The organism is Ruegeria sp. HKCCA6707, assembly GCF_013033515.1.
GTDB lineage: Bacteria > Pseudomonadota > Alphaproteobacteria > Rhodobacterales > Rhodobacteraceae > Ruegeria.
The window spans coordinates 298,266-323,953 of record NZ_WQEG01000005.1 but is presented as its reverse complement, the minus strand read 5'-3'; the positions used below and the strand labels follow the sequence as shown (position 1 = coordinate 323,953).

The following is a 25,688-nucleotide window of genomic DNA, read 5'->3' as shown; positions in this document are numbered from 1 at the left end:
GTCCTTAGGAATTCTGCTGATAATAGGCTCGGATGCGCCAGTTCCGAAACCCCCATTCACGCCAGTTCGCTATGGGCTTTGGGGTGAACCGTTCCGTCCAATAGGCACCGCAGACTTGTTCGTCATGTTCCGACTCATAGGCGTGGATCGCGGGAAATGAATTAGGGCCCAGGTGGCACAGATAATAGGTGTCGCGATGGTCGAGGCTGTTGGTGTGGTTGAGGTTGTAGCTTGCGATCAGTCCGGCAAAATTTACAAAGCAGCAGGCATAAAGCGTGCAGGTCAGTGCGACAAAGTTCCGGCGCAGCAGCCAGCCTGTGTCATGACCACGGTGAATTTGGATGATGGTCAGCACCAGACCGCTCAGCACAAGCGCCATCCAGATGAAAGCGGCCACCCGCAGATGCGTCAGAGCATAGGTTTCGACATAGAGGTTCAACCGAATGGCCGCTGTCACGACGAGTATCATGTTCTGGGCCAGCCAGAGGTAAACCAAACCCCGCATGATCCTATCTTCGGCGATCATTCTATGCGTCACCAAAACAAACCCGCCCGCCAGAAGGGCCGTTGCAACCAAAGGATAAGCGCCGCGATGGGCGTATGACGCATATGTCATGCCATCAGGCAGGGTTAGCCCTCCGCTGAGGATGATCAGATCCATACCTGTTTGAAACAGAAACAGAAGGTTGAACAGCAACAGCGAATTGCGCACCGAGCCGGGATTGATCAGGTAAGAAATGCGATGCGGGCCCGCTTTGGGTTGGGTTTTCGCCCGCGCTGCCCGGTTCGGCAGCGCGGTTTCAAGGTTCAGATAAGGCCAGATCAACGAGGCCACAAAGCTCCAAAAGAAAAGCCTCTGCCAAAAGACGGGGTCAAACAGGATGCCCGGGTCCAACTGTTCGAAAAAGACTTCGAGCAGCGGATTGGCGAGCGTCAGAAGGACGATAAATACGGTGCCCATCATTAGTGGCAACACCAGGGTTGGCGCTTGCTTGCGGGTTCTGGAGCCTACCTCGGCCGCGCAGGCCCCCCGAATTGCAGCACGGGCCAACAGGGTAACGCCGATGGTCGATAGTCGTGCCGCTGCGCGAATGACACGCCAGCCCGTAAGATCCTGGCCTCGCACCGCCCAAACCGCCAGGCAGACCACGCCGATTAAGCTGAATAGGACTGACAGGAATTGCAATTCTATGATCAGAGGCAGGTTGCACAGGATGGCAAAGCCCATAGCCAAAACCCATTCCACGGAACTTGGCCGTTTGGGTTTCATCGCCAGAATCGCCGCAGAAAAGGTCAGCATAAAAACGGCCATGGAAACCCCGATGGGCTGTTCCCAAAACAACCAATCGGCCAGAGTGACCAATATCGCCAGTAGGACAATAGCGTGTCTTGCATGAAGCGATGCCAAAAGCGCGCCCTTGTCGCGTGTTGGCTGATCGGGGCCATCAGCTCCGTCCAACCACCACGCATCCATCTTTACTCTGTCCGGTACGCCGTGAACCGTCAGTGTTTGCTGCATGACCTGTCTCCTTCGTTATTGATTTGCAGACAGGGTGACGGGTCTGATTGCAGCTTTGCCGCGTGGTGTTCACAGAAATGCAGAAAGAATCGTGCAGGTTTTGTGCAGCGCGTCCGGGCTGGATCCAGACAGCTACGCAACGGAAGGCTGGCGCGATCAGGGAATTGGCGGTTAGGTCAATCCCGACAGGAACAAGCAGGTTGAAGGTGCAAACCAACGGGTTTGCAAAGACCTCTCATGGGAAAAGTGTTGAAATACGTTGCCGGTATCGCGGGTCTGCTCTGTTTGGGTCTATTCGGGTACCTCTGGATTGCGCCACCTGCATTGCTGAAGGTGGGCACGAATTATTCGGCCAAAATCGTTTGCTCGAATGTGTTCATCGCAGGGCGCGACGCGCAAGAGGTGCTGGCGCTCGACGTTCAAGCCCCTGGCCACCCTTTGTTGCGCTATGTCTCGGTCAAGGTCGACCCGCAAGCGCAAAGCGTGCAAGCGCATCTGTTTGGGTTCCTCGCCCCGGCACGCTCGTATCACCGCGAGGGGTTGGGGTGTACCAATGTCCATACCGCGGTGCTGAGCGATGCCAGCCTGCCGCAAGCCGACCCTTTGCCAACGGATGCCGTTTGGCCTCAGGGCGGTGTGATAAATCCTTTGGATAATCCAACTCTCGGCACAGTCCTGTCTGACCCGGGCTTGCTGGGCGAAGGCATGCGCGCTGTTGTTGTGGTCAAAGACGGTCGTATCGTTGGCGAGGTCTATGGCGCGGGGTTCGATGCCGACACGCCTTTGCTGGGCTGGTCGATGACAAAAACCGTAACAGCAGCCTTGATCGGGACGCTGATCCAATCGGGCCAAATGGCCCTGACGGATAACCTGACCGAAAGCTACCCGGATTGGGCCGCCGACGCGCGCAAGGACATTACGGTTGCCGACATGTTGGCCATGAGCAGTGGTTTGCAATGGAACGAGGATTATGGCGATGTGTCAGACGTGACGCGAATGCTGTACCTAAGCGATGACATGACGAGATTTGCGTCAGCGCGAAGTCTGGACGCGCCAACCGGAACGGAGTTTTACTATTCCTCGGGTACCTCAACCTTGCTGTCCCGCGTCTGGCAGGACGCAGCGGGTCAGGACGATCTAGCCTATGCCCGCGAAGCTTTGTTCGAGCCTTTGGGCATGCGTTCGGTAGTGCTGGAAACCGACGCTCAGGATGTTTTCGTCGGCTCAAGCTACATGTACGCCACCGCGCGGGATTGGGCGCGGTTCGCGCAGTTTCTGTTGCAAAAGGGCGTTTGGAATGACCAGCAGATCCTGCCCCTGGGCTTTACGGATTGGATGGCAGAACCCGTGGCTGCTTCAGACGGCAGGTATGGAAAAGGTCATATCTGGCTGCACACCGGTTCCGACCCGACGCTTGCGGGCTCGGTCTGGCTGCGTGGACATGACGGTCAATCGATCGGTGTGTTCCCCTCGCATGATATGGCGATCATTCGCCTGGGTCTGACACCCGCTGAAGCGGAATATTCTTCGTTGCCGCTGGCCAAAGCGGTGATCGCCGCCATCAATAGCGCAGACTGACCCAACACCTTTTTGGAGTCTGTGAGCATGGCAAATTGCGCCAATGTCGCTTCCTGCAACGGAAATTCGTGAATCGTCAAGCAGCGGTCCTGTGCTGTCGGGCAGTGTGATCGAAACCGTGGAGATCGCAAATGACAGTCCAGACCCAGCCCCGCGCCCGCTCGGGCGGGCGTTCCGCCCGCCGTGCGCTGCGCACCGCACCAAAGTTTGACATGCTACCGGGCCTGACCAATGCCATTCCCTATTGCGAAGTGATGGATGGCAGCCAGGTTGAACGGATCGACGCCGCGGCCATGGATATTCTTGAAAACGTTGGCGTCCAGTTTCGGGACCCGATTGCTCTGGAAGATTGGCGGAAAGCGGGTGCCAAGGTTGTGGATGAGTTGGTCTTTCTTGACCGCGACCTGGTGCGCGCGTTGATCTCGACGATCCCGGCACAGTTCACCTATCACGCGCGCGATCCCAAAAAGAACGTCCGATTGGGCGGCAAGCACGTGGTTTTTGTGCCCATGACCGGGGCACCGTTCCTGCGTGATCTGGAGGATGTCCGGCGCAACCCGCTGCTGGAAGATCTGGCGATGTTCCACAAGCTGTCGCACATGATGCCAGCGCTACACAGCTCGGCCCACCATATTGTCGAGCCTTATGATCATCCGATAAGCCAGCGGCATTTGCGGATCACCTATTCGTCGATGAAATATTCGGACAAGATGTTCATGGGGATGACCACCTCGCCCAAGAACGCTGAAGATGTGATGGACATGTGCGCCATCCTGTTTGGCGATGAGTTCATCGACAGCCATCCGGTGACCACAGGCAATTGCAATGGCAACAGCCCGCTGGTCTGGGATGAAACCATGCTGGGCGCGATGCGCGCGTTTTGTCGCCGCAACCAGCCGGTCTTGTGCTCTCCTTTTGTCTTGGGTGGCGCGAACACGCCCGCATCCGTGCCCGCAACCGTGGCGCAACTGACTGCCGAAGCCCTTTCGGCACTGGCCTATACGCAAGTGGTGCGCAAGGGCTGTCCGGCGATCTGGGGGCATTACCTGTCGACGGTTTCGATGAAATCCGGTGCCCCCATGGCCGGAACGCCCGAGATCAGTCTGATGAATTTCATGATCGGGCAGATGGCGCGGTTCTATGACGTGCCCTGGCGCACATCGAACACGCTGGGCGGTGCAAAGACCTTTGACGCACAGGCCGGCTACGAATCCGCCACCACGTTGCAGGCGGTTATTCACGCAGGGGCGCATTACATCTGGCATTCGGCAGGTTGGAACGAGGCCGGGATGCATTGTTCTGTCGCGAAATTCGTGGTGGATGCAGAACAATGTGCCATGGCCTATCGCATGGCCGAGGGTCCGAAATGGGGTGATTTCGATCAGGCTCTGTCCGCGGTGCCAGATGTGGGGCCGGGCGGCCACTATCTTGGTCATCCCCACACGCAGGATAATTTCCAGACCGCGTTTTTCATGCCCGAGCTTTTCGACAACAACTCGATCGAGCAATGGACCGCAGAAGGCGAGGTCGAAATCACCGAGCGTGCCTTGAAACACGCTCATAAACTGCTGGCGGAGTACGAAGAACCCAAGCTTGACGAGGCTAAAAACGAAGAGCTGCTAGACTATATCGCCCGCCGCGAGCGCGAGATTCCAGCCGCTGAGGAACTGAACCAGACCTATTGACGGATGTTTCCCCGACTGGCCCGCTTGGGTAACCAAGTGGGCGCTTTTCTGACGTATCGGAGCATGCTTATGGAATTGATGGGTAAGAAAGCCTTGGTCACTGGTGCCGCCGGTGGAATAGGAGGGGCAATTGTTCAAAGGCTGCGTGCCGCGGGGGCGCTCGTCGCTGTTGCGGATCGGAATTTGGACAGTATCGATGCCGAGGCGAAATTGCTCGGTGACTTGTTAGACCCGAGCTACGCTGATGCTCTGCCTCTGGCTGCTGCAGAGGCGATAGGCGGATTGGATATTGTGATCAACAATGCAGGCGTTATCACACGTGGGTCTGTTACAGACACATCCGACGCCGATTGGGCCCTGTCTTTGGGTGTCAACGTCGAGGCCCCGTTTCGCATCTGCCGGGCGGCAATACCACTAATGGTAGATTCTGGCGGCGGAACGATTGTAAACACAGCGTCCTGTTGGGGGCTGCACCCTGGGCCTAACCACGCGGTGTATTGCATGACCAAAGCGGCCATAGCGTCATTGACTCAGTGCATGGGCATGGACCATGCGCATCAAGGAGTACGCATAAACGCGGTATGCCCGAATGAGGTTAACACGCCAATGTTGCGGTCCGGCTTTGTCAAACGCGGCTTTGATCCCGAGTGTGCCATAGCAGAACTGGGGCAAACCGTACCACTGGGTCGCGTAGCAGAGCCGGAAGACATCGCTGATGTCGTCCTGTTTCTTGTCTCGGACGCATCGCGATACGTTTGCGGAGCTTTGGTTGAGGTCAACGGGGGAAAGCCGGTCTCATGAAACGGTTTGAAGGCAAAGTGGTGCTGGTGACTGGTGGTAGCAGCGGAATTGGGCAAGCCATAGCGCACCGGCTACAGGACGAAGGTGCGATGGTGATAACAGCGCAGCGCAGCGAGGATCCCGAGTTCCAATGGGTGCCGGCCGATTTCTCAGATCCCGAAACCCCAAGAAAATTGATTGATGCCGTCACTGCGCAGGCTGGGCGGTTGGATGTATTGGTGAACAATGCCGGTATGATGCAGGAGGCGAGTGTAGAAGACATGAGCCTTGAAGATTGGAACCGGACCCTTGCGGTGAACCTGACAGCTCCTTTTCTGGTGATCAAAGCAGCCTTGCCACTCCTGAGGAAAACGAAAGGGAACATCGTCAACACCGGTTCGATCGAAGGTTTGGGCAGTAATCCAGGACATGCGGCCTATGGTGCTTCCAAGGCGGGGCTACATGGGCTGACCCGAGCGGTCGCTGTGGATCATGGGGCTGAAGGAATACGGTGCAACGCTGTGGCGCCTGGCTGGATCGATACGGATCTCAATCTCGATTTCATTGAAAGTATGGAAGACCCGGACGCGTTCCGGCGGGATATTGCAAAAGTGCACCCAATCGCACGCACAGGTATCCCTGAAGAAGTCGCCGCATTGGTGGCGTTTCTCGCATCACCTGATGCCGGATTTGTCACCGGTCAGGTCTATACCGTCGACGGCGGTCGGATGGCCAAGCTCAGCTTACCCTAAAGGATCGTACTAACAAAATACGCCGCCCTTTCGGGCGGCGTCTGTTCATCAACCTGGCGAACGGCTATTCGGCGGCTTGCGTGCTGCTTGCCTGGTGTTTGTCGCGCAGGCCGTCGCGGTAAAGGGCTTTGGCCAGTGAGACGCACATCAAGCCCATTACCATGGTGAAGGGCAGCGCGCCGATGATCATCGCGTTGCGCAGGGCGTCCATCGGGTTGTTGTCTCCTGCCGCCAGGATCAGTGCGCCGATCACAGCGGTCAGGATCAGGCCCCAAATGATGCGGTGCTTGATACCGGTTTCCTGGCTGCCGCCCGACATGATGGTGTTCATCACCAGAATGCCTGAATCCGCCGAGGTCACCAGGAATGTCATGATCAGGATCACACACATCACGTTCAGCATCGACAGAAGCCCGCCATCGATCATGTAAGACAGGGTCACGAACAGTTTGCTGGTGTTTGATGCGCCGATGATCGCACCTTCGGCTGCGCCTGCCAGCTCCAGATCTATCGCGGTACCACCCAGAACGGTCATCCAGGCAAAGCACACCAGAGCCGGAGCGAATACGCAGCCCAGGATGAACTCGCGGACCGAACGGCCCTTTGAGATGCGGGCCAGGAACAGGCCTACGAAGGGCGAGAACGCGATCCACCAGGCCCAGTAGAACGTGGTCCAACCGGCTTGCCAGCCAAACTGACGGCCTTGTTCACCTGCAGCATAGGCTGCGGCCAGGGTGGCCTCATCCAGCTCTGCGGCGGCGCCTTCCAACCCGCTTTTGAAGCCATCAAAGCTGCCCCAGGCGTTGGTTGCACCACCGATCAAGGCATCCGCGTGTCCCTGCGCTTCGGCGGGCAGCGCCGCAGCAAAGGCTTCGGCAGAGAGCGGGCCATAGGCATTAAAGCTGAGAGACAGGAAGTGCAGGATATAGTCGACCATAGCTGTGCCATAGGTGGTCATGGCGAAGACAAACGAGCCGAAGATGACAAATGTACCCAGCAAGATGATCGACAGGACAAGGTTGAGGTTCGACAGGTATTTCACACCACGTCCCACGCCGGACACAGCTGATATGATCGACAGACCCATGATGACGACCAGACCAGTGATCAGCCCGACCTTGGATGGGGTCGGAACTTCTCCGCCCAGATCCATGACCCACTGCATACCGGTGATTGCATAAAGCCCGTCGATGAACTGGCTGACGCCGTACCCGATGGTGACCGAGACGCCCAGGATCGTCGCAACAACGCCCAACACATCGACCACGTGACCCAAAAACCCATTCAACAGGCGCCCGAACAGAGGCGTCAGCGCCGACCGGATGGTCAGCGGCATGTCACGGGTATAGGCGTAATAGGCCAGTGACAGACCGGTCACCACATAGATCGCCCAAGCGTGGAAACCGTAGTGCAAATAGGTGAAACGGTATGCCGATTGCAGCGCTTCGGGCGAATTGCCTTCGACCGCGCCGGACACGACCACGGGATTTGATCCCCAGAGCCCCAGTGGCTCGGCAGTGGCAAAAACCATCAGGCCCACACCCAGGCCTGCGCCGAACATCATCGAAAACCACGAAAAGTTCGAAAACTCGGGCTTTTCGCCCGGGGTCCCCATGACCCGCCTACCGGTCGAGGGCAGGATGGCAACAATTGCCAGAAAGAAAAAGAACAGCCCGACAATGAGGACATAGAAGCTGTTGAATACTTCCAGCAACCGACTGTTCCAACTGCCCAAGGTGCTGTTGGCGTTGGCCGGAAAGACCAAGGCCCATAACACCAGTGCAACCATTATACCTTTGCTGATCAGTGCGATGGGGACGCTGTAGTTTTCATAGAACCCGGCATCAGCCGTGTCTATCTCAAGGTCCGTGAATGGTTCCTTTATCGACATTTGTTTCCTCCCGTGTCGAATTGGATCGCCATTGCATGGCTGTTGTTATTGGCGGTATCGCAAATTCTAGTCCTCTGAAGCCTTCCATTCCTTCCATCGCAAAACCAGGTTCGCACCGATTTCGCGAAACGGTTGCGGTGGCAGGCGCTTGGGTTGAGGCTCGGCTGAAAAATACCGTGTAATGTCCGAGCTGTGCCCACAGGCCGATTCCGCGGCGGCGATCCCAGTCAAAGTGCCTCTTGCCGTGCCCAATCCGTTCTGAACACAGCCGGAGTATACACCATTTTCCAGTTCTTGCGTGACCGAGACGCCATTTAGGCTCAGACACAGGTGTCCGGCCCACTGATATTCCATCTGGATGCCTGCCAATTTCGGAAACCGCTGGTCGAATTTACGCTGCATGACGTGCGCTGCCCGGCTCATGTCGCGCGGCGTTGCCGCCATGCGCGGACGCAACGCCGCGCAGGTCCGGGTAACAATCCGGTTGCCACCCTGCCGCGTGTCGATCCGGCGCATGGTTGTGCCCATTGGATCCGAAGGCGTCACGCCCCACCGAGGCTGACCGCCAAGTTTGCCAAGCGTGTCGCAGTTCAGCTCGGGTGTCATGACCGCAAACAGAAACAGCTGCATTAAACGGTCTTTCTTAAACCCGAAACTTTCCAAGTGGCCGTTCACTGTCAGGATCAGTTTCGGGGCCGCTATAGCACCTTTTCGCGTCTCGACCCGCCAGGTGGAACCCTCGCGCAAAAACCGGGTCACAGCGCTGTTTTCAAAGATCTGAACGCCATCATCGGTCAGCCCTTTGGCCAATCCCCGGATATATCCCGCAGGCTGCAGCATCACCGTTCCAGGGGTGTAGAGGCCTGAGATGTAGTGCTGTGACCCCGTCATCTCGTGCATTTGTTGCGGGTCCAGCATTTCGCTGTTTTCGTTCAAGGTTTTCAGGTGTTGGGCATAACTTTTGTTAAGTGCCTCAGCGCTTTCACTGGGGGCACCGTTCACTTTGCCGACCGGATCAAAAAAGTTGCTGTCGATATCAAAGTCTTCGACCGCTTGCTGTGCAAAGGCGATGGCCTGCCGGTTCAGTTCGATCATCTTTCGATCATCGCCAGTGCTTGCATAGTCGTCCGAGGCCAGATCATGGGGTAAATCGATCATGAAGCCCGAGTTACGTCCTGCGGCGCCTTCGGCAATGCGCCCGGCCTCCAACACTGCAATACGCGCACCGGGTTGCAATTGCGACAGCCTGCGTGCCGCAGAAAGGCCTGCAAACCCTGCGCCGATCACTACGAAATCGGCCGTGACATCACTGTCCAACTGCACCGCCGGAGGCTGTGGCCCCAATATGGCGTTCCAGGCGGCGACGCCGCGATGGGATGGCAGATGTTTTGCAATGTGTTGCGTCAATTCACGGCCTCATCGGCGTCGTCGGACAGATCAATCCAGATGGTTTTCAATTCCGTGTACTGATCATGGGCGTAAACCGAGTTGTCGCGGCCGCCGAAACCCGACTGTTTGTAGCCGCCAAACGGCGTCGATATATCGCCTTCGCCAAATGAGTTCACAGTCACTGTCCCCGCGCGCAAGGCACGGGCACCACGAAGGGCACGTTTGGCGTTGGCTGTGAAGATTGATGCGCAGAGGCCGTAATTGGTGTCATTCGCGACCGATATCGCCTCGTCAAAGCTCGAAATTTCGATCACCGAAAGCACCGGGCCAAAGATCTCTTCGCGGGCCAATGTGCTGCTGTTGTCTTCAACCTCGACAACAGTCGCCTCGACATAACCGTTCTGGGCCTTGCCACCGATGATGATGTTCTCGGCCTGTTCAAGATAGCCACAGACCTTGGTGTAATGACCTTCTGACACCAGTGCGCCCATGCGGGTTTCAGGATTCAACGGATCACCGATATTCCACTGTCTGGCATGGTGCGCGATACGGTCCAGCAGCTCGGCTTTCACATCTTTGTGGACGATCAACCGAGAGCTGGCCGAGCAGTTCTGGCCCATGTTCCAGTACGCGCCATTGACCAAATGCTGGGCCACTCGGTCCAGGTTCTCGGCATCGTCCATGACAATGGCGGGGTTCTTCCCGCCCATTTCAAGCACGACTTCCTTGGCGTTTGATTCAGCCGAATAGGTCAGGAACTTCTTGCCGGTCACGGTCGAGCCGGTGAATGAAACCATATCGATGTCCATATGACGCCCAATCGGCTCGCCCACATCCGCACCGCCGCCGGGCACGATGCTGAGAACGCCACGCGGCAGGCCCGCTTCCATCGCCAGTTCGGCGACTCGCAGCGCGGTCAGGGTGGTTTCGGCCGCTGGCTTGACCACCACAGAGCAACCCGCCGCCAAAGCCGGGCCGATCTTCCAGGCCAGCATCAGCAGCGGAAAATTCCACGGCAGCACGAGGCCCACCACACCGATCGGCTCGCGCACAACCATCGCGATATGGTTGTCCGATGCGGGCGAGACCTGATCATAGATCTTGTCGATCGCCTCGGCGTGCCATTTCAGACAGTGGATCGTCTCGGGTACATCGACGGTTTCGCAATCAAAGATTGTCTTGCCGCTGTCGATGCTCTCCATCACCGCAAGTTCGCGCGCGTTTCGGGTCATCAGTTTGCACAGACGGATCAGGATGTCCTTGCGCTCGGAAGGGTGCAACCCGGACCAGCGACCATCTTCAAAGGCTTCACGGGCCTTTTCGACGGCAAAATCCACGTCCTGCGCATCACAAGCTGCAATGTCGGTCAGTTTCTCGCCATTCGCGGGGTTCACGGTGGCAAAGGTCTTGCCCGAAATCGCCGGACGGAAGCCGCCGTCGATGAAAGCGCCGGTTGGCAGGTCCAGACCGGCGGCGATGGATTTGTATTCGTCCTGTGTCAGCAGATCCATGTGTCTTACCCTTCTGCCACGATATCGGCGATTTTGCGTTTCAACACGCGTGTGACCTGTTCCAAAGCCCGCTTGTCGTCCTTGTTCAGCCCCCGCAGCGGGGGCCGCATTCCGCCGGTATCGAACCCGTTCATGGTCACGCCATGTTTGATGGTTTGGATGAACTTTCCGCCCTGTTCCAGCACATGCATCAGAGGCATCATCGCGCTCATGATGCGGCGCCCTTTGGCAAAGTCGCCTTCGATGACGCAGGCCTGATACAGCGCCACATGCTCGGCCGGCAGAAAGTTTGACCCACCACATACCCAGAACGGCGCGCCCCAGGCAAAGAACTCCAGCGCCTGATCATCCATACCGCATCCCAGTTGGATATGAGGATAGTCGCGGGCCAGCAGATGAACCCGGTTTATGTCGCCCGAGCTTTCCTTGATGCCGCAGAAATTCCGGCTGCGGCCGACGCGGTCCAGGAATTCCTCACCCATCATCGTTCCGGTGCGATGCGGGTAGTTGTAAAGCATGACCGGCAGGTCAGCGGCTTTGTCAATCTCAAGCGCATTCAGCGCGTTTTCGCGATCGGTTGGTACCGAATAGGCCGGACTGGCCAGCAGGATTGCGTCGGCGCCGATCTCGCGCGCGCCTGCGGCAAGCGCCACTGAATCCGGCGTCATCATTGCGCCCGTGCCCACCACCAGAGGCAGACGGCCGCTTAGGCGCTCATGCGTGAAGCGAGCCAGTTCAAGCCGTTCGGCAACGGGTTGAGAATAGTTCTCGCCGGTTGACCCGCCCGAGATCAGCCCGTGCACACCATTTGCGATCAGGTATTCGATCACCTCGGACAGGGCTTCCCAATTGACGCTGCCATCGTCGTGATACGGGGTCACCAGAGGGGTGTAGATCCCTTCAAATTTGAACACGGGGGTCATTTATGTCCTCATACCGGATGGAATTGAGTTCGTCTGTCAGGATAATCTGCGCTTCGTCATGCAGCCTGCATCTGGTCTCCCATTTCCGGCTGTTCGGGGTTGCAATCACGTGCCGTGCGAACCCGCGCAATATCGCAGTGTCCCGGCGTTGCCTGATTGTGAGTGCATTGATTGCAAAAGGTTTCGCATAAAACGCACCCCTCGGTACAGAAACCGACACATCGCAAGTCGCGAAGAGTCATGTCCGCAAGCAAAGAATCTGCAAGACAATAAGGCCTTAGAACAACTCATTAGGATGATGTTGTTTTGGACTGGATTGATTTCGTATTCTCGAAATAGCGTAAGGATCGCATGTGATGTCAGAAAGAGGTGCGTCAATGTCCCGGACACAGCGATTTGTGTTCTTGCTGGTGGAAGAGTTTTCGCACCTCGCGTTTTCCTGCGCCGTCGAGCCGTTGCGCATCGCCAACCTGGTCAGTGGCCAAGACCTGTATGAATGGGCTTTTGTGTCCGAGAATGGAGAAACAGCAACCTGTTCGAACGGCACCGTGACGTTGGTGCAGGGTGGGTTGGATGCGATTGGAAAAAGCGATCGGCTGTTTGTGCTGTCGGGCATCAATATGCGCGATCATGTCAGCCGCCGGTTGCTTGCGGCCCTGCGTCGCGAGCGCGTCCGTGGGGCAAATATCGGGGCTTTGTGTTCGGGGGCCTGGCTGTTGGCCGAGGCAGGGTTTCTGGACGAAATGCAGGCTGCGATCCATTGGGAATATCACGACAGTTTCATGGAAGCCTTTCCCGAGGTGAATCTGGTGCGCAGTGTGTTTGTGGCCGACGAAAAGCACATCACCGCGTCGGGCGGCACGGCGACAGCTGATCTAATGTTGCATCTAATCGAACAGGATCATGGCGGGGACCTTGCGGTCGCTGTGGCCGACCAAATGGTCTATAATGCCGTGCGCAACGCCACGGCCGAACAACGCGTCTCGCTACAGTCGCGCAACGGGATGCGCAATGCGCATCTGGCCAAAGCGATTCAGACTATGCAGGCCCGGATCGAGAACCCAGTTTCTCCGTCCGAGATTGCTGCAGATCTGGGTATTTCCACCCGTCAACTAGAGCGGTTGTTCGGCAAATACCTGAATGCGTCACCCAAAAAGTACTTTATGGAAATGCGACTGGATCGCGCCCGCAACCTGCTTTTGCAATCCGAGGCCTCGGTCACTGATGTGGCCATCGCCTGCGGCTTCGAAAACCCGGGCCATTTTTCGCGCGTCTACCGCGCGAATTTCGGCATCACACCACAGATGCAGCGAAACAAGATCGATTGATCTTGGTCTGCGCCCGATTTCAGAACCGATATGTGACCCCCAACAGTGGCCCCGACTGCTCGAACGTAAAGTCGTTCCCACTGATTTCGTGATCGAACGAGATGTATCTGTAACCACCGCGGATCAGCCAGCGTTCGTTTATCGCATAGTCCGCTGTCAGCAGAACCTGCCAAGTTTCACTGCCACTGCGAAAGCCGCCGTAGTCAAAGAACCCGGTGCCCGACCATTTATCAGAGAATTGTACGCGCGCGCGAGCGCCGACAATCGGGTCGGTCCAACTGTCATCTGCGGTTGCTCTGCGTCCCGGGGCCGTCCCGGGCTGCAATTGGAACACGGTGTCCGTACTGAACCAGCGGAACCCGCCGACCGCATCGATCTGAACACCGGGCGCGTCATAGGCGCGATAGCCGATATAGCCACTAAGGTATTGCGTGGTGAACGACGTGTCCAAACCCGATGTGGCCGGGCCGGGTGTGTCGTTGCTGAAAGACAAATCGGTATAGCTGTAATCTGCCAATACCAACCAGCGTCCATTTGAGGCCGAGAATGCTCCCATAAAGGCAAAGTCCAGATTTTCCAGCGCGTCGGAAAAGCTCAGGCTGCCGTCCACCGTCCCCAGCCGGGTGTCCAGTGAAACGTCCGTCTCAGGCATGAAGAGGTAAACCGAAGCCTCGTAGCTCCAATCAGATTGCTGAGCCGAAACGGGCGCAGACGCCAATGTCGCCAATGAAAGCCCTAATGCGATCCCTGTTGGTTTTCTCAAACTGCGCATCACTTAGCTCCTGGTTTTCTGTTTTCGAAATGCGATCCCTATGCCGCAGCTACATACGAGACGTGAACATATAGCATTGCCAGGCAGGAGAGGTTCTTTCAGCGGTGCGAATATGTCGTCAGCTGCCTGACCGGGATCTTCAAACTTCGACCATATTGATAAATCAGAATATATAAAAGCCACTTCTGTTATTCGGCGACGGCTTTTCACGAGATATTAGGAAATGTTTCCAGATCGCGGACGAGACTGTTTGGGTCGTCCTGAAAGGAGAACATTCCGGTCGATTGTGCTCGTAGCTGTCCAAGATGGAAAACACCAATGCCCTTTAGTTCGGTTCGAACGATGCTGGTATTTTCCTGACTGTGCTTGAATTTGGCCCCAACCAGATTTGAACCCGGATCTACTAGCGGCGTGTCCTAAACAATCGAGACCAAAGATCAAACGAGGCGACGTTGTTACTCGTCGCCTCTTTTGTGATGGTCGGTACGGATCAATGGTTACTCGGCCGCGATTGCGCTTGGTGCGCTATCAGAGCCTGTGAAGCGCTCCCACTTCAGGTCTCCGGAATATCGCCAGGCAAGCTTACCTTCCTCATCCATGGCGATCAGGTGAAGCCAGCCATTGTCGAACAACTCGCGCACGCCAGAATGGCGCGCCAAGATGTCTGTCATGGCTTCATGCGGGGCTTCGATGATCACGGACAAGCGAAGGGGATCATGCTGATAACCGGTCCCGTCATGGACAGACTGCCACGGCAATCCGGGACGCGGCGCCCCGTTGTTACCCTCCAGTACGCCGATGCCACCGACCACGTTATGCAGCAGTTTGTTGCCACCACCGAACAGATTGGGTGCCACGGTTGAGCCGAAGTATTGCAGGCTGATCCAACTGGCAACGACAACTGGCGCGGTCATGATCAGTTCTAGCACCTTGAATTCGTCGTCGCGATGCCAGTCGTAGTTGTGCAGGAACGCTTGACCGGAAAGATCAGCGCCATCGGTGCGCGTGCGCGGGGCGGCGACAAATGCGCGGCAACCAGCCAGGCCCCATTCGGGCCGCGTTTCGGCCCAGTCGCGCGCGCGGTGGAGCAGCGTTGCGGCCCCGTTTGCGCGCGGCAGACGTTTGGTGCGCTCGGCGCGTGCCAGATTTCCGGCAGATTCCAGCCACGACTTAACCTGCGTCAATGCATGGGTCTTCTTTCCGCTTGGCAGGTCTTGTTCATATAGCGTGATGCGATCAGTGGTCGTGTGGTGCAGGGCAGGCAGGAACACCGTGTCTGACGGAATGTCGATGCCATGATCGCGCAGCCCGTTTTGAACGTCGCGGTCGTTTAACAGCCCGGCCAGAAGGCGCGCGTTCACGTCTCCGGCGTATCCTCCGCAAGCCCCGCATTGCAGCGCACTTTCATGGGGGTTGTTGGTGACGTCTGCGCCATGACCGGCCAACAGGACGACGGGTGCGAATTCTTTGGTCAGAGACATCGCTGAAAGCACAGTTTTGGCCATGCCAACCCGGGTCTCAAGATCAATCGAAGGGTCCAGCGCGGGCGCAGGATCGGTCTTGGATGCCGCGTTCAGTCCAAGGGAGTCTCGCACCAGTTTACCTGCATAAAGAGGTCCGGAAGCTTCGACAAAGGCAAAGGATGACACGGCGGCCAGTTTGAACCGGCCCCAAGCCCGTTTGGCACGCGCCGTGTACCGGCGGCTGAGGTCGTCTGCTTTGTGCTCGGCGGCGCAAGAAGTCACACCAGCCTGCAGCAACACTGGGCCGCGCATTTCGGTCACGTCCGACCCGGCAGCCTTGTGGGCGCTGGCCAGACCAAAGAACCCAGCAAACCCGATGGTTTCAATCTTGGCATCCTGCACTTCCAAGGCCCGCCGGAACACTTCAGACCGAACGTCGATGCAAAATGCGGCCTGAAGTTCGGGCCGCGCCTGGGCTTCACGCGGATTGCCACCAAGCAGCGTTTGCGCGAGCACACGCTGCTGCGCCCGCTCTGATGCGTCTTGCAGCACCGCGTCGATCACAAGATCCTTGGTTGGAGTGACCGGCGCTTTGTGCGCCTCAATCACTTCGTCCCAACGAATGGCAATCTGGTCTTTGTAGAGATCGAAGAGGGCCTCATCAAACACCATTCGGATGGCCAAAAGCTCGGTCACTGTGCTGTCCTGTTGGCCGTCCAGATCTGCTTGCCACAGGAAATACCGACCGTATTGCGCCCAGCCCCCCAACGTCATGAGCCAGCGGTGGAAGGCAGTTTTTGCCGCATGTGTGTCAACGCCCAGCCGCTCGGACGCCCGGCCCATTGCGCGCCAATGAGACCGGTTGGTGCCCGCGACAAAGGCGCAGAACCCGCTGAGCCCCTGGATTTCCGGCGTCAGATCGCGTGAGGCGAACTCGCGCCAGGAATGAAAGGTGCCGCCGGTGTTGGCTTGCTGCCAAAGCGCCTGACCTTGGTCGAAATGGCTGGCTGCCCATGCGCCGATGCGATCTTCGATCAAGCCCGGCCAGTCGATGCCGGATACATCCGCCGCCAGCTCAGCCACCGTCGGCAACGCCTCTGGTTTCGGTGTTTCGGAGTCCAACGCGTCTTTGATGTCCTGCAAGCTTGGCGCATTGAATCGCGTGGCCGCAGCTACAAGCGCGTCGCTCAGATCAGTTTCGGTGATCTCATTGGCCTTGACCTGTTTGGCCCAATGCCCGCGTTCCGGCATGATCCGTGTACCTGCGGTTCGCTCAAGACGCGCGGCGGTTACGGCAAGCGGCTCGCCTGATTGACCAAGAAACGGGTTCACGGCGACATTGGCAGACAAAGGGAATAGCGGCGGGATTGCTTTGGCGGCCTCATTGGCCTCGGACACAAGCTCCAGCAGTTCGGCGGGGTAGACTTCGAGTTTGGCAAACATGGAAAATTCCTCTCAGGCAACCGACCGCTTGGACCATCCGTCCAGCAGCTTGTCGAAGATTGCGTTGGCATAAAGTCCGTTGGTCAAGTGAACGCGCAGGCCCGCAGCTGCAGGATGCGAAGCCCATAGTGGGAAGGTAGATTGCGCCACGGCTACGCAGCCAAAGCTAACCAGAGCCAGCACGATGAGCGCCCATTCCAGCGGGCCGGGGCTTGGCGTTGCGGGCAGCGCTCCGGCTGTCAGATTTTGCGCGATGACCTGCAGCACAAAATAGCTGACGGAAGTCACAAGAGCGTAGACCGCTGTCCGCTGCATCAGCTCACGCGGGGCTGCATCTGCAAATCCCTGCGCCAGCAGATAAGCCACGCCAAAGATCAGGATCACGCCCAAGGCAATGGCCTGAATTGACTTGCCGTCAAATCCGACGATCAGCCCGACGATGCCATAGATGAGGATCGCAACAATGAAAGCCTGCAGAACATTGCGCGCGCTGGGAATGGCAATCGGCCCTGGACGACGGATTGCGGCCACGTTGCGTACGGCTTCGCCAGAACTGAGGAACGCGTGCGCCTTATAGAGCGAATGGGCCACGATATGCAGCAAGGCCAGCGGAAACAACGCCAGACCGCATTGCATGACCATGAACCCCATCTGAGCAATCGTTGACCATGCGAGCGACGTTTTCACCGCCGGTTGGGTCAACATGATCAGGCCCCCGAACAACGCGGTGAACCCGCCCAGCATGACCAGCAGCGCCATCACGCCGGGGGCCAGCAGCATCACATCGGCAAAGCGGATCAATAAAAACCCGCCCGCATTGATAACGCCCGCATGCAGCAGGGCCGAGACCGGCGTTGGCGCTTCCATCACTTCGGTCAGCCATCCGTGCAATGGGAACTGCGCCGAGGCCAACACGGCTGCGACAGCGATCAACAACACGGCCAGCATGGTCATCCAATTGGCTTGGGCGGTCGTGAGGATTGTCTCGATATTGCTGGTACCAGTGGCGCTGATCAGCAGGATGAATGCTGCAGCCAATGCGCCCTCGCTCAACCGCGCAACCACGGCCTTCTTGCGCGCCGCGCGCTGGGCAGTTGCGCGTTCGGGATAAAACAGCAAAAGCCGGTTCAGCAGCAGACTGGTGGCGACCCAGGTCGCGAAAAGCTGAAACAGGTTGCCAGACATGACCAGAAGCAGAACCGCGGCCAGTGTTGCCGCCATCCAGCTTGTGAAAGCACCCTGGTGCTCTTCCCCGTCCATGTAGGTCTTGGAATACCGCAGCACGATCCATCCGATAAAGCTGACCAGCACCAACATGATTGCGCTTACCGCGTCCAGACGCACAGAAAACCCAATGCCGAAGAACCCGATCAGGGCCGATGTGCCGGACCCGTTCATCACCAACAGAGCGGCCGCCAAAGCCGCCAACAAGAATGCCGCAAAGGCTGCGGCTTCGGTCAATACCGGCACCAGGCCGGGGCGTTTCCCGGGATGTTGTGCTGCGTAAATCGCGGCGGATATCAGCAGCAACGGGCTGAGCAACAGTAAAAGGAGGTAAGCCATGGACAGGTTCCTTGATTTCCAGTGGTCGGACGCCTTTCGCCTCATCTAGGGCAGATGTTCTGACAATAAAAATTCATTGTTCTTGAATTTATGTTCTATTATTGTGAACGATATGCCGCTGAACTATCACCACCTGCGATACTTCTGGGCCGTGGCGCATGACGGGAACCTGACCCGAACAGCGCAGCGGTTGAACCTGTCGCAATCCGCCCTTTCGGTGCAGATCAAGCAATTGGAAGAACGTCTTGGCCACGATCTGTTTGAACGGCGCGGGCGGCAGTTGCACCTGACCGAGGCCGGGCGGATCGCTTTGGATCATGCGGATGCGATTTTCTCGACAGGGCAAGAGCTTGTCGCGACCCTCACCGGTTCGTTCCAGGATCGAAAAGCCTTGCGCGTCGGCGCCCTGGCGACGCTGTCGCGCAACTTTCAGATCGGGTTTCTCAGGCCGATCCTGTCGCGGATCGATGTCGAGGTGATCCTGCGATCCGGCAGTCCGACAGAGTTGCTGGAAGGGTTAGAGACCCTGAACCTTGATTTGGTTCTGATGAACCGCCCCCCGCCGGATGACAGCCTCACACCGTTTGAAACACACCAGATTGGTGAGCAGGAAGTGAGCATCGTCGGCACGCCCGAGCGTTTGAGCCGAGATCGCCCGATTGCCGAATTGCTGGCGGAACAGCCGTTCATTTTGCCGACAACCGACAGCAGCGTCCGCACCGCCTTTGACGCAATGGCAAGCCGGCTGTCCGTCCGACCGCAAATCGCGGCCGAGGTTGACGATATGGCGATGATGCGCTTGTTGGCGCGCGAAGATATCGGCCTCGCCCTTGTCGCACCCATCGTGGTTACGGACGAGTTGAATTCCGGCCGGTTGAAAGAAGCCTCAGATCATCCCCGCATCAAAGAAGCATTCTACGCCATAACCCTCCGCCGCCGCTTCCCGAACCCGTTGGTTCAGGATCTGCTAGAGCGCAATGCGCTTTCGACATTTTTGGGTTAGAAACACCCGAAGCTTTGCCCCAAGATGCAGCGCGACCTGACTCGGTACGATAGGTAGGTGTGCACGTTAAAAAGGTATCTGCCCAAATCTGGGCCTATTTCAAACGTTCACAGACGTAGTGGCTTGAGGCCGGTTGACGGAAAATTAGGCTAAAAGAAGCTCACGGATACGCGGTTAGTTGACCGCGTCGACATGGAACATATTGATGGTAATTGAATCACACTATTGGCGCGAAGATCTGATTGCTTACGCCAAAAGCTTCCAGCCGGTGAGAAAGCCACCACGTTGGAGCGAACGGCTAGTAGTGAATTTCGAAAAGGATGTGACCGTGGCGATGTTCATGGTCCGACGACTAGCAGAAGCTAACCGTTTTTCGTCCAAGATGAAAAACCACAAGGCCAAAGTGTTTCGTTGCGCCTTCGATGGAATGCCACATAGGCTAATCTACCGCGACATTGAGGAGCTATATAAACTCGATTGCGAGGAACCCGTCACTCGAGGGCCGATGTTTCTATGCAATCAGTTTATCCACGCTGATTTCACATACGCCTATCGTGGTTTAGACCGAAATTGGGAGGGGCTGTATACAAGTTCTGATTACGAGAAGAAAAAATGGGTATATCGAGTCCCGCTTATAGAGATCGTCAAGATACTCAAGCTTGCCGCACACGATTATCCGAGCAAGGTGTCGTGGCGATATGACCCGGAGAAAGAGGACTTCGTAATAAGTACGGACTGAATTCTAACCACTCGCACCCCTCAAGACCCAAAGCGAACTGCCATACAACTCTCTGAGCATTTGATGATCGATACAAATCCCAAAAAAGATACGCGTGTACAATCTGAAGAGGACGCACTTTACGAAGAACTATTTCGTTTACACAGCGAAGTTCACATTCTTGCTGAGGACCTAGATCGTCTCGATCACCTTCTTGAAATACAGAGGAGTTTAGTAAGCGCAATCCTGAGAACGGAAACTGAAATTAAGTCTGCGAAAGATAGCGGGGATGATCCAAAAGACTGGCAGTATTTACGGTATAATTTCCTTTGCCTGGGCGACAGCCTAGCCTTCCTTTATCTTGATAGGTTCTCTCTCAAACAAACCTACTTCAATGTTGAAAATTACAACCCCAAACAAGGTGGAGGGTTTCTATCAGGTCAAACTGGACTTGCCGGAGAAATTGCTGTTTTAGAGCAAGCTATCGAAGCAGGCGTGCCAGCAGTGCTCTGTGATCTAACCAATGTCGTTAGGTTCGGGGACGTTTGCCTCTTGGGTGCCGCGGACCCTTTCCCCATTGAAGTCAAGTCGTCCAAGACGAAAGACAAACGTGGGAAACGTCAAAAGCGAAAACTGGCAAAACTAATGGAATTTCTTGAATCGGATCGGGCTCAAGGATTTCGTGGAAATTCAATAACCACCGTTCGGATTGAAACATCTCTCCCGTTGAGTTCATATTCAGAACAGCTCGAAGCCGCAATGCAGGATGCGGAATCCGAGGGTATGGTCACATTCGATGTAGATGAGTGCTTGCGAGTCGCTGTTTTCCAGGGCGCTGAAAGAGATATGAGTCGACTAATGGATGGCATCGACGGTGACCGCGCTCTTGGAAAATTCGTCAATGACATAAAATCCAATATGCTATGGGCGTATCATTACCCATATGCGTTGTCCTTTAAGCATACCAAGAACTATGCCAAGTTTGTTCAAGGAGACGTAGTGATCGTAACCATCCTGGACACGGGTAAGTTTGAATCGAAGCTGGCTTACGATGGAATTGAACTGAAGGTTGAAGCTGACGAAAATAGCATTCAATGCCGCATTAAACACCCTGAGCTTTCAGACTACACGGAAGAGCCTTGGTTCTATGTGAGCGATAGTATGATGGCTAGAATTTGGACAGACTTCTTAAACCCGAGTTGGATCGTCCAGAACGCCATCGAGATGTTAGATCAGTCTCTAAATTCTCTTGGAGATTTCACAGATGGTGTCGATGACGCTGACGCGCGTTAACGTATATCATATGCAAGGTCGGAAATCGCTCTAAGCCAGCGCCGATTTTTCTGCAACTGCACCATAAAGTGAAAACAAATTTACAAGGCGGCGGTTTGAGCGCGAATCTGTGTCAGTTTTGTGCCAATTTTTCATACTGTGTTGAAAAATAGTGTTTCGAATCAATGTTAAAATCGATCAATTTGGGCGCAAAGAACATCAGGAATTCTGCAGCGCGGCGCAAATTTATTTACGATTATTATCAAAGGTTTATGGCGGAGACGAAGGGATTCGAACCCTCGAAACCATTCCTGGTTTACTCCCTTAGCAGGGGAGCGCCTTCGACCACTCGGCCACGTCTCCGCCGGCGGGTATATCCTTGCCTGTCCCCCGGACACAAGGCGATTTTCCGGCGTAGGTGAATTTTTCTGTCCGACTATGGTGCCCAAGTTGCTGACACGGGGTCTGGACGCGAAGGGTATTGAGGAAAAACGAAGCAACGAAAAGGCACAGGCTTTTGCTCAGCCGGCGCGTGCCCTTGCTTTTTGTATATGTTTTAGCACATATTTGGGGATATTTTGTGAACTTAAAAAAGACTTGCTGGGGCAACAGGGCAGCGGCGCGAAGCGCCAATAAAGATCCTTTTGGGGGAAGGGGCTGCGTTTGACTTGGGTACAAGTGTTTCTTGTTTTTTGTTTTCTTTCGTTCTTGCCGTCGCAACTTTTGGCGAATATCGGCACTGTTACCGAGGTAAAGCAGGGCGCGAAGATCACGCGTTCGGGTGCCTCTGAAACCTTGCGAAAAGGAATGGAAGTTTCTCCGGGCGATGCGATCTCTACGGATCGCAACGGGTTGGTTCAGTTGGTTTTTGTAGACGAAACCAAAATCGCCATCGGCCCAAATGCTCAGATGGTTCTTGATGTAACGATGTTGCGTGGCAGGCAAAAAGCCAAAAACTTCACCGTTCAGGCCCTTGGCGGAAGCTTTCGCTTTATTTCGGGGAAAAGCCGAAAGCGCGCCTACAAGATCAAGACCCCAACGGCGACCATGGCGGTGCGTGGTACAATCTTTGATATCTGGGTCGCGTCGAGCGCCCAAAGCGCGATGGTTGTTTTGCAAGGCAATGTTCAGATCTGCAGCGCGGGTGGTTCTTGCCGTGCAACAGGGCGCGTGTGCAGCCTGTTCGCTACGGGGCGAGGTGGCGGTGTCGGACGACCTGTGGATCAGGCGCAATATGATGCGGCTCTGAAGCAAGGCTTCCCGTTCATTCAATCGCAAGCTCAACTGCAAAGCTCTCTGCGCGTTGAAGTCGAAGGTTGCTCAGGCGAGCAAACGGCCCTGAGGAGGGTGCGACCGAAATCCGACTTTAAGCAAGCACCACCGCCACCGCGAGAGCAGGCGAGGCAGGTCAAAAGTGCCGCAAGAACACCGCGGAAAGCCAACCCGCCAGCGCCACCGCAGCCTCAGCCAGTTCAGCCAGAAACTGTCGAAGAGCCGCGAGAAGAACCTCGCGAAGAGCCGCGTGAGGAAAAAAGTGAGGAACGAGAGGGAGAGCCGCGCAAGAGCGAGGCCGATGAATTGCGCGAATTGGAAGCGGAAATACTAGGTAGTGAAGCAATCAGTGAGCCGGGCTAAAGGGAACATCCCGGCAGATGTCTCGGATCGGAGGCGAAGTTGACCCCGAATATCAGAAAACGAAATGCCCGTCGTCTGGCTTTCCAGCTGGTGGGGTTGGGGTTGATACTGTTTGGCTGCTTCATTCGCGTGATGGATCCTTACCCTGTTCGGGCAATGCGCCTGACCTACTTTGATATTCTACAGCGCCTTTCACCTCGTGAATTTACACCGGATTTACCGGTGCGAGTGCTCGATATCGATGAAAAGTCTTTGGCTCGGTCGGGGCAATGGCCATGGCCCCGAACCCAATTGGGAGAGCTGGTAGATCGGTTGAGCGACTACGGCGCCGCTGCGGTTGCCTTTGACATGCTGTTTGCCGAACCTGATCGGTATTCGCCCTCTCGGCTGATCAAAGACCCGGCCCTTGCGGGTGTTTTGAGCCTCAAGGACTCAACCGCGCGATTGGACAACGATCGGGTATTTGCCGAAAAGATGGAGCAGCTTCCCGTCGTTCTTGGTGTAGCTGCTCGGCTCACCGATGGAGGCAAGGGCGTTGTGCCCAAAATGGGCCTGGTCGAAATTGGCGAGCAGCCAAGTGTCGGGCTTTTCTCGACACCCCATTGGACAACGCTCGCCCCACCTCTGGCAGATCATGCTGCGGGGATCGGAGGCGTCAATGTTTCACCATTGGGTGGGTTGGGTGTCGTTCGCAAAGTGCCAGTTCTGTGGTCGGGTCCCGACGGTGTTTTACCCGGTCTCGGACTGGAAGCGCTGAGGGTCGCGCTGGGTGAGCCTGTCTTGTTTGCCGACGGAGCAATGGATGAAGTCGGGATCATGCTGGGTGTTGGCTTGGGGGATTTTACCTTACCGACGACCGAGAACGGTGAGATCTGGGTGCGCTATCGGCGCGATGACCCGCGTCTGTACCTGTCTGCCCATGATGTGATGCAAACAGAGGACGATCCCGCTCTGCGCGATCAGATCGAGGGTCGCATCATTCTGGTCGGTACTTCTGCCGCCGGGCTTTTTGATATGCGCGAGACGGCGTTGGGCGAGTCGGTTCCTGGTGTTTCGATCCACGCGCAGATCATAGAACAGATCCTGTTGGGCGATATGCTGCATCGAACCGATGTAACCTCGGCGTTGGAACTGGTTGCGTTTGTCGCGCTTGGGGTCGTTGTCACGGTGGTTATGTCCAGCTTTGGGGCGGTGGCGTCTTTCATCGCGGGTGGCGTCGCGGCCGCTGCTGTGATGGCAATCAGCTGGATGGCGTTCCAGAATCAGGCTGTGCTTTTTGATGCCACCTTCCCTCTAATCGGGGGGATGGCGAATTTTGGTCTGCTTGTAGGGTATCAGTTCATCTCATCCGAGCGTGAAAAACGGATGATCCGGCAAACCTTCTCGCACTATGTCGCCCCGGAAATTCTGGATGAGCTGGAAAGCAGTGGGCACAGCCTGCAATTGGGTGGCGAGACGCAGGATATAACGGTCATGTTTTCGGACATAAGGGGATTTACACCCTTGTCCGAGGCCGTGTCGGCCACCGATCTTGTGGCGATCCTGAACGCGTTGTTCTCAGAGATTGGCGATCAGATATTGGTCGAGCGGGGAACAATAGACAAATTTATCGGTGATGCGGTGATGGCGTTTTGGAACGCGCCCCTGCCGGTGCCCGATCATCCGTTGCGCGCCGCGCAGGCCGCATTGCTGATGCGTCAGGCTCTGGCCAGGTTCAACGCCTCACCCATAATGAAGAACAATCCACCAATAGCATTGGCGACCGGGTGCGCAGCAGGTTTCGCCTGTGTCGGAAATATCGGGTCGCAAAAGCGATTCAACTATACCGTTATAGGTGATGTTGTGAACGTCGCTGCGCGTATCGAACAGAACTGTCGTCATGTTGACTATGATATTCTTCTTTCCACCGAGATCCGGCGCAAGGTCGGAGACCGTTTGGCAATGCTGGAAGCCGGCTATATCGACCTGAAAGGAAAAAGCGAGCCGGAAGCTGTCTACATTCTGGTCGGTGATAACAAGACGAAGGGTTCAGCTGAATTTGTCGCGCTGGCCAACGCGCACCAGCAGTTGATTGATGCGATACGCGTCCGTGCGCCTCGTAAGATAATTCGTGAAATCTGTACTGAATGTCAAACTCTTGGACAAAAAGTCGAGCCTGGCTTGTTCCAATTCTATAATGGCGTTCCCAATCGGACGGCAGACTTCCGGTCTAAAGCGTCGGTTGAAAAACTAGTGTTCAGCCACAACAGCGGTAAGAACATGACAAACCGGAAAGCCAGACGAAAATAGAACGGGTCACTGCAACCGTAGTGCAGCGACCCGCCGTGCCAGGCCCGGGTGGCCTGCCTCGCCCCCTCGATTACCTACTAAAACAAAACCGGTCTAAACTCTCGATATTCTGAGACAGACAACACTTCCTGGCTGGTACAATCCCAGATTGCACGAAATGTGACAGCTCTTCAG

At 56.2% G+C, this 25,688-nt stretch carries 18 protein-coding genes and 1 tRNA gene; 10 read left to right on the top strand and 9 right to left on the bottom strand.

The genetic code is table 11. The annotated features are described in order from the left end of the window. Positions 1 to 4 precede the first annotated feature (4 nt). Entirely contained in the window at positions 5 to 1,519 is a 1,515-nt protein-coding gene (locus tag GOW40_RS14450; RefSeq protein WP_171131094.1) for a DUF4173 domain-containing protein, read from the bottom strand. A gap of 237 nt (positions 1,520 to 1,756) precedes the next feature. Between GOW40_RS14450 and GOW40_RS14445 the strand changes: the two genes are divergently transcribed. The 4 genes from GOW40_RS14445 (at position 1,757) to GOW40_RS14430 (ending at position 6,314) form a co-directional block, all read left to right on the top strand. Further along, entirely contained in the window at positions 1,757 to 3,097 is a 1,341-nt protein-coding gene (locus tag GOW40_RS14445) for a serine hydrolase (protein ID WP_171131092.1), read from the top strand. Positions 3,098 to 3,228: 131 nt separating this feature from the next. Beyond that, complete coding sequence (locus GOW40_RS14440) at positions 3,229 to 4,782, top strand: trimethylamine methyltransferase family protein (RefSeq protein ID WP_171131090.1); 1,554 nt, start codon at positions 3,229 to 3,231, stop codon at positions 4,780 to 4,782. Between the two features lie 69 nt (positions 4,783 to 4,851). Beyond that, entirely contained in the window at positions 4,852 to 5,583 is a 732-nt protein-coding gene (locus GOW40_RS14435) for an SDR family NAD(P)-dependent oxidoreductase (RefSeq protein WP_171131087.1), read from the top strand. Beyond that, on the top strand, positions 5,580 to 6,314 hold the full coding sequence (locus tag GOW40_RS14430; RefSeq protein ID WP_171131085.1) for an SDR family NAD(P)-dependent oxidoreductase: 735 nt from the start codon (positions 5,580 to 5,582) through the stop codon (positions 6,312 to 6,314). Before GOW40_RS14435 ends, GOW40_RS14430 begins: the two co-directional genes overlap by 4 nt. Before the next feature lie 64 nt (positions 6,315 to 6,378). On the opposite strand, the gene GOW40_RS14425 is transcribed toward GOW40_RS14430, so the two are convergent. From GOW40_RS14425 to GOW40_RS14410, 4 genes are all read right to left on the bottom strand, one after another. Continuing rightward, a complete protein-coding gene (locus GOW40_RS14425) occupies positions 6,379 to 8,205 on the bottom strand; it encodes a BCCT family transporter (RefSeq protein WP_171098038.1) in 1,827 nt (608 codons plus the stop codon). Positions 8,206 to 8,271: 66 nt separating this feature from the next. Further along, entirely contained in the window at positions 8,272 to 9,612 is a 1,341-nt protein-coding gene (locus tag GOW40_RS14420; RefSeq protein WP_171131083.1) for an FAD-binding oxidoreductase, read from the bottom strand. Further along, complete coding sequence (locus tag GOW40_RS14415) at positions 9,609 to 11,105, bottom strand: aldehyde dehydrogenase (protein WP_171231068.1); 1,497 nt, start codon at positions 11,103 to 11,105, stop codon at positions 9,609 to 9,611. The genes GOW40_RS14420 and GOW40_RS14415 overlap by 4 nt, the downstream gene beginning before the upstream one ends. A 5-nt stretch (positions 11,106 to 11,110) precedes the next feature. Then, positions 11,111 to 12,028, bottom strand: coding sequence for a dihydrodipicolinate synthase family protein (locus GOW40_RS14410; RefSeq protein WP_171131079.1), 918 nt, complete (start codon positions 12,026 to 12,028; stop codon positions 11,111 to 11,113). Positions 12,029 to 12,405: 377 nt separating this feature from the next. Here GOW40_RS14410 and GOW40_RS14405 point away from each other — a divergent pair, with 377 nt between their 5' ends. Beyond that, positions 12,406 to 13,356, top strand: a complete 951-nt coding sequence (locus GOW40_RS14405; RefSeq protein ID WP_171131077.1) for a GlxA family transcriptional regulator — start codon at positions 12,406 to 12,408, stop codon at positions 13,354 to 13,356. A 19-nt stretch (positions 13,357 to 13,375) separates the two neighbouring features. On the opposite strand, the gene GOW40_RS14400 is transcribed toward GOW40_RS14405, so the two are convergent. From GOW40_RS14400 to GOW40_RS14390, 3 genes are all read right to left on the bottom strand, one after another. Further along, entirely contained in the window at positions 13,376 to 14,128 is a 753-nt protein-coding gene (locus tag GOW40_RS14400) for an outer membrane protein (protein WP_254444453.1), read from the bottom strand. A gap of 497 nt (positions 14,129 to 14,625) precedes the next feature. After that, positions 14,626 to 17,034, bottom strand: coding sequence for a YbcC family protein (locus GOW40_RS14395; RefSeq protein WP_171136476.1), 2,409 nt, complete (start codon positions 17,032 to 17,034; stop codon positions 14,626 to 14,628). Positions 17,035 to 17,046: 12 nt separating this feature from the next. Then, positions 17,047 to 18,597: a proton-conducting transporter membrane subunit gene (locus GOW40_RS14390; RefSeq protein ID WP_171231067.1), complete on the bottom strand. Its 1,551-nt coding sequence runs from the start codon at positions 18,595 to 18,597 to the stop codon at positions 17,047 to 17,049. A 112-nt stretch (positions 18,598 to 18,709) separates the two neighbouring features. Between GOW40_RS14390 and GOW40_RS14385 the strand changes: the two genes are divergently transcribed. The 3 genes from GOW40_RS14385 (at position 18,710) to GOW40_RS14375 (ending at position 21,611) form a co-directional block, all read left to right on the top strand. Beyond that, positions 18,710 to 19,600 carry a LysR family transcriptional regulator gene (locus GOW40_RS14385; protein ID WP_171131071.1) on the top strand — a complete coding sequence of 297 codons (891 nt, stop codon included), beginning with the start codon at positions 18,710 to 18,712 and terminating at the stop codon, positions 19,598 to 19,600. 205 nt (positions 19,601 to 19,805) lie between these two features. Beyond that, positions 19,806 to 20,339, top strand: coding sequence for a hypothetical protein (locus GOW40_RS14380; protein ID WP_171131069.1), 534 nt, complete (start codon positions 19,806 to 19,808; stop codon positions 20,337 to 20,339). Between the two features lie 63 nt (positions 20,340 to 20,402). After that, a complete protein-coding gene (locus GOW40_RS14375) occupies positions 20,403 to 21,611 on the top strand; it encodes a hypothetical protein (protein WP_171231066.1) in 1,209 nt (402 codons plus the stop codon). 252 nt (positions 21,612 to 21,863) lie between these two features. Here the strand turns inward: GOW40_RS14375 and GOW40_RS14370 are convergent. Continuing rightward, positions 21,864 to 21,953, bottom strand: a tRNA-Ser gene (locus GOW40_RS14370). A gap of 444 nt (positions 21,954 to 22,397) precedes the next feature. Here GOW40_RS14370 and GOW40_RS14360 point away from each other — a divergent pair. Together GOW40_RS14360 and GOW40_RS14355 are read left to right on the top strand one after the other, a co-directional pair. After that, positions 22,398 to 23,225 (top strand): FecR domain-containing protein, encoded by an 828-nt coding sequence (locus GOW40_RS14360; protein ID WP_254444459.1) that lies wholly within the window; start codon positions 22,398 to 22,400, stop codon positions 23,223 to 23,225. A 39-nt stretch (positions 23,226 to 23,264) separates the two neighbouring features. Then, positions 23,265 to 25,514, top strand: coding sequence for a CHASE2 domain-containing protein (locus GOW40_RS14355; protein ID WP_254444452.1), 2,250 nt, complete (start codon positions 23,265 to 23,267; stop codon positions 25,512 to 25,514). The last annotated feature ends 174 nt before the right edge of the window (positions 25,515 to 25,688 follow it).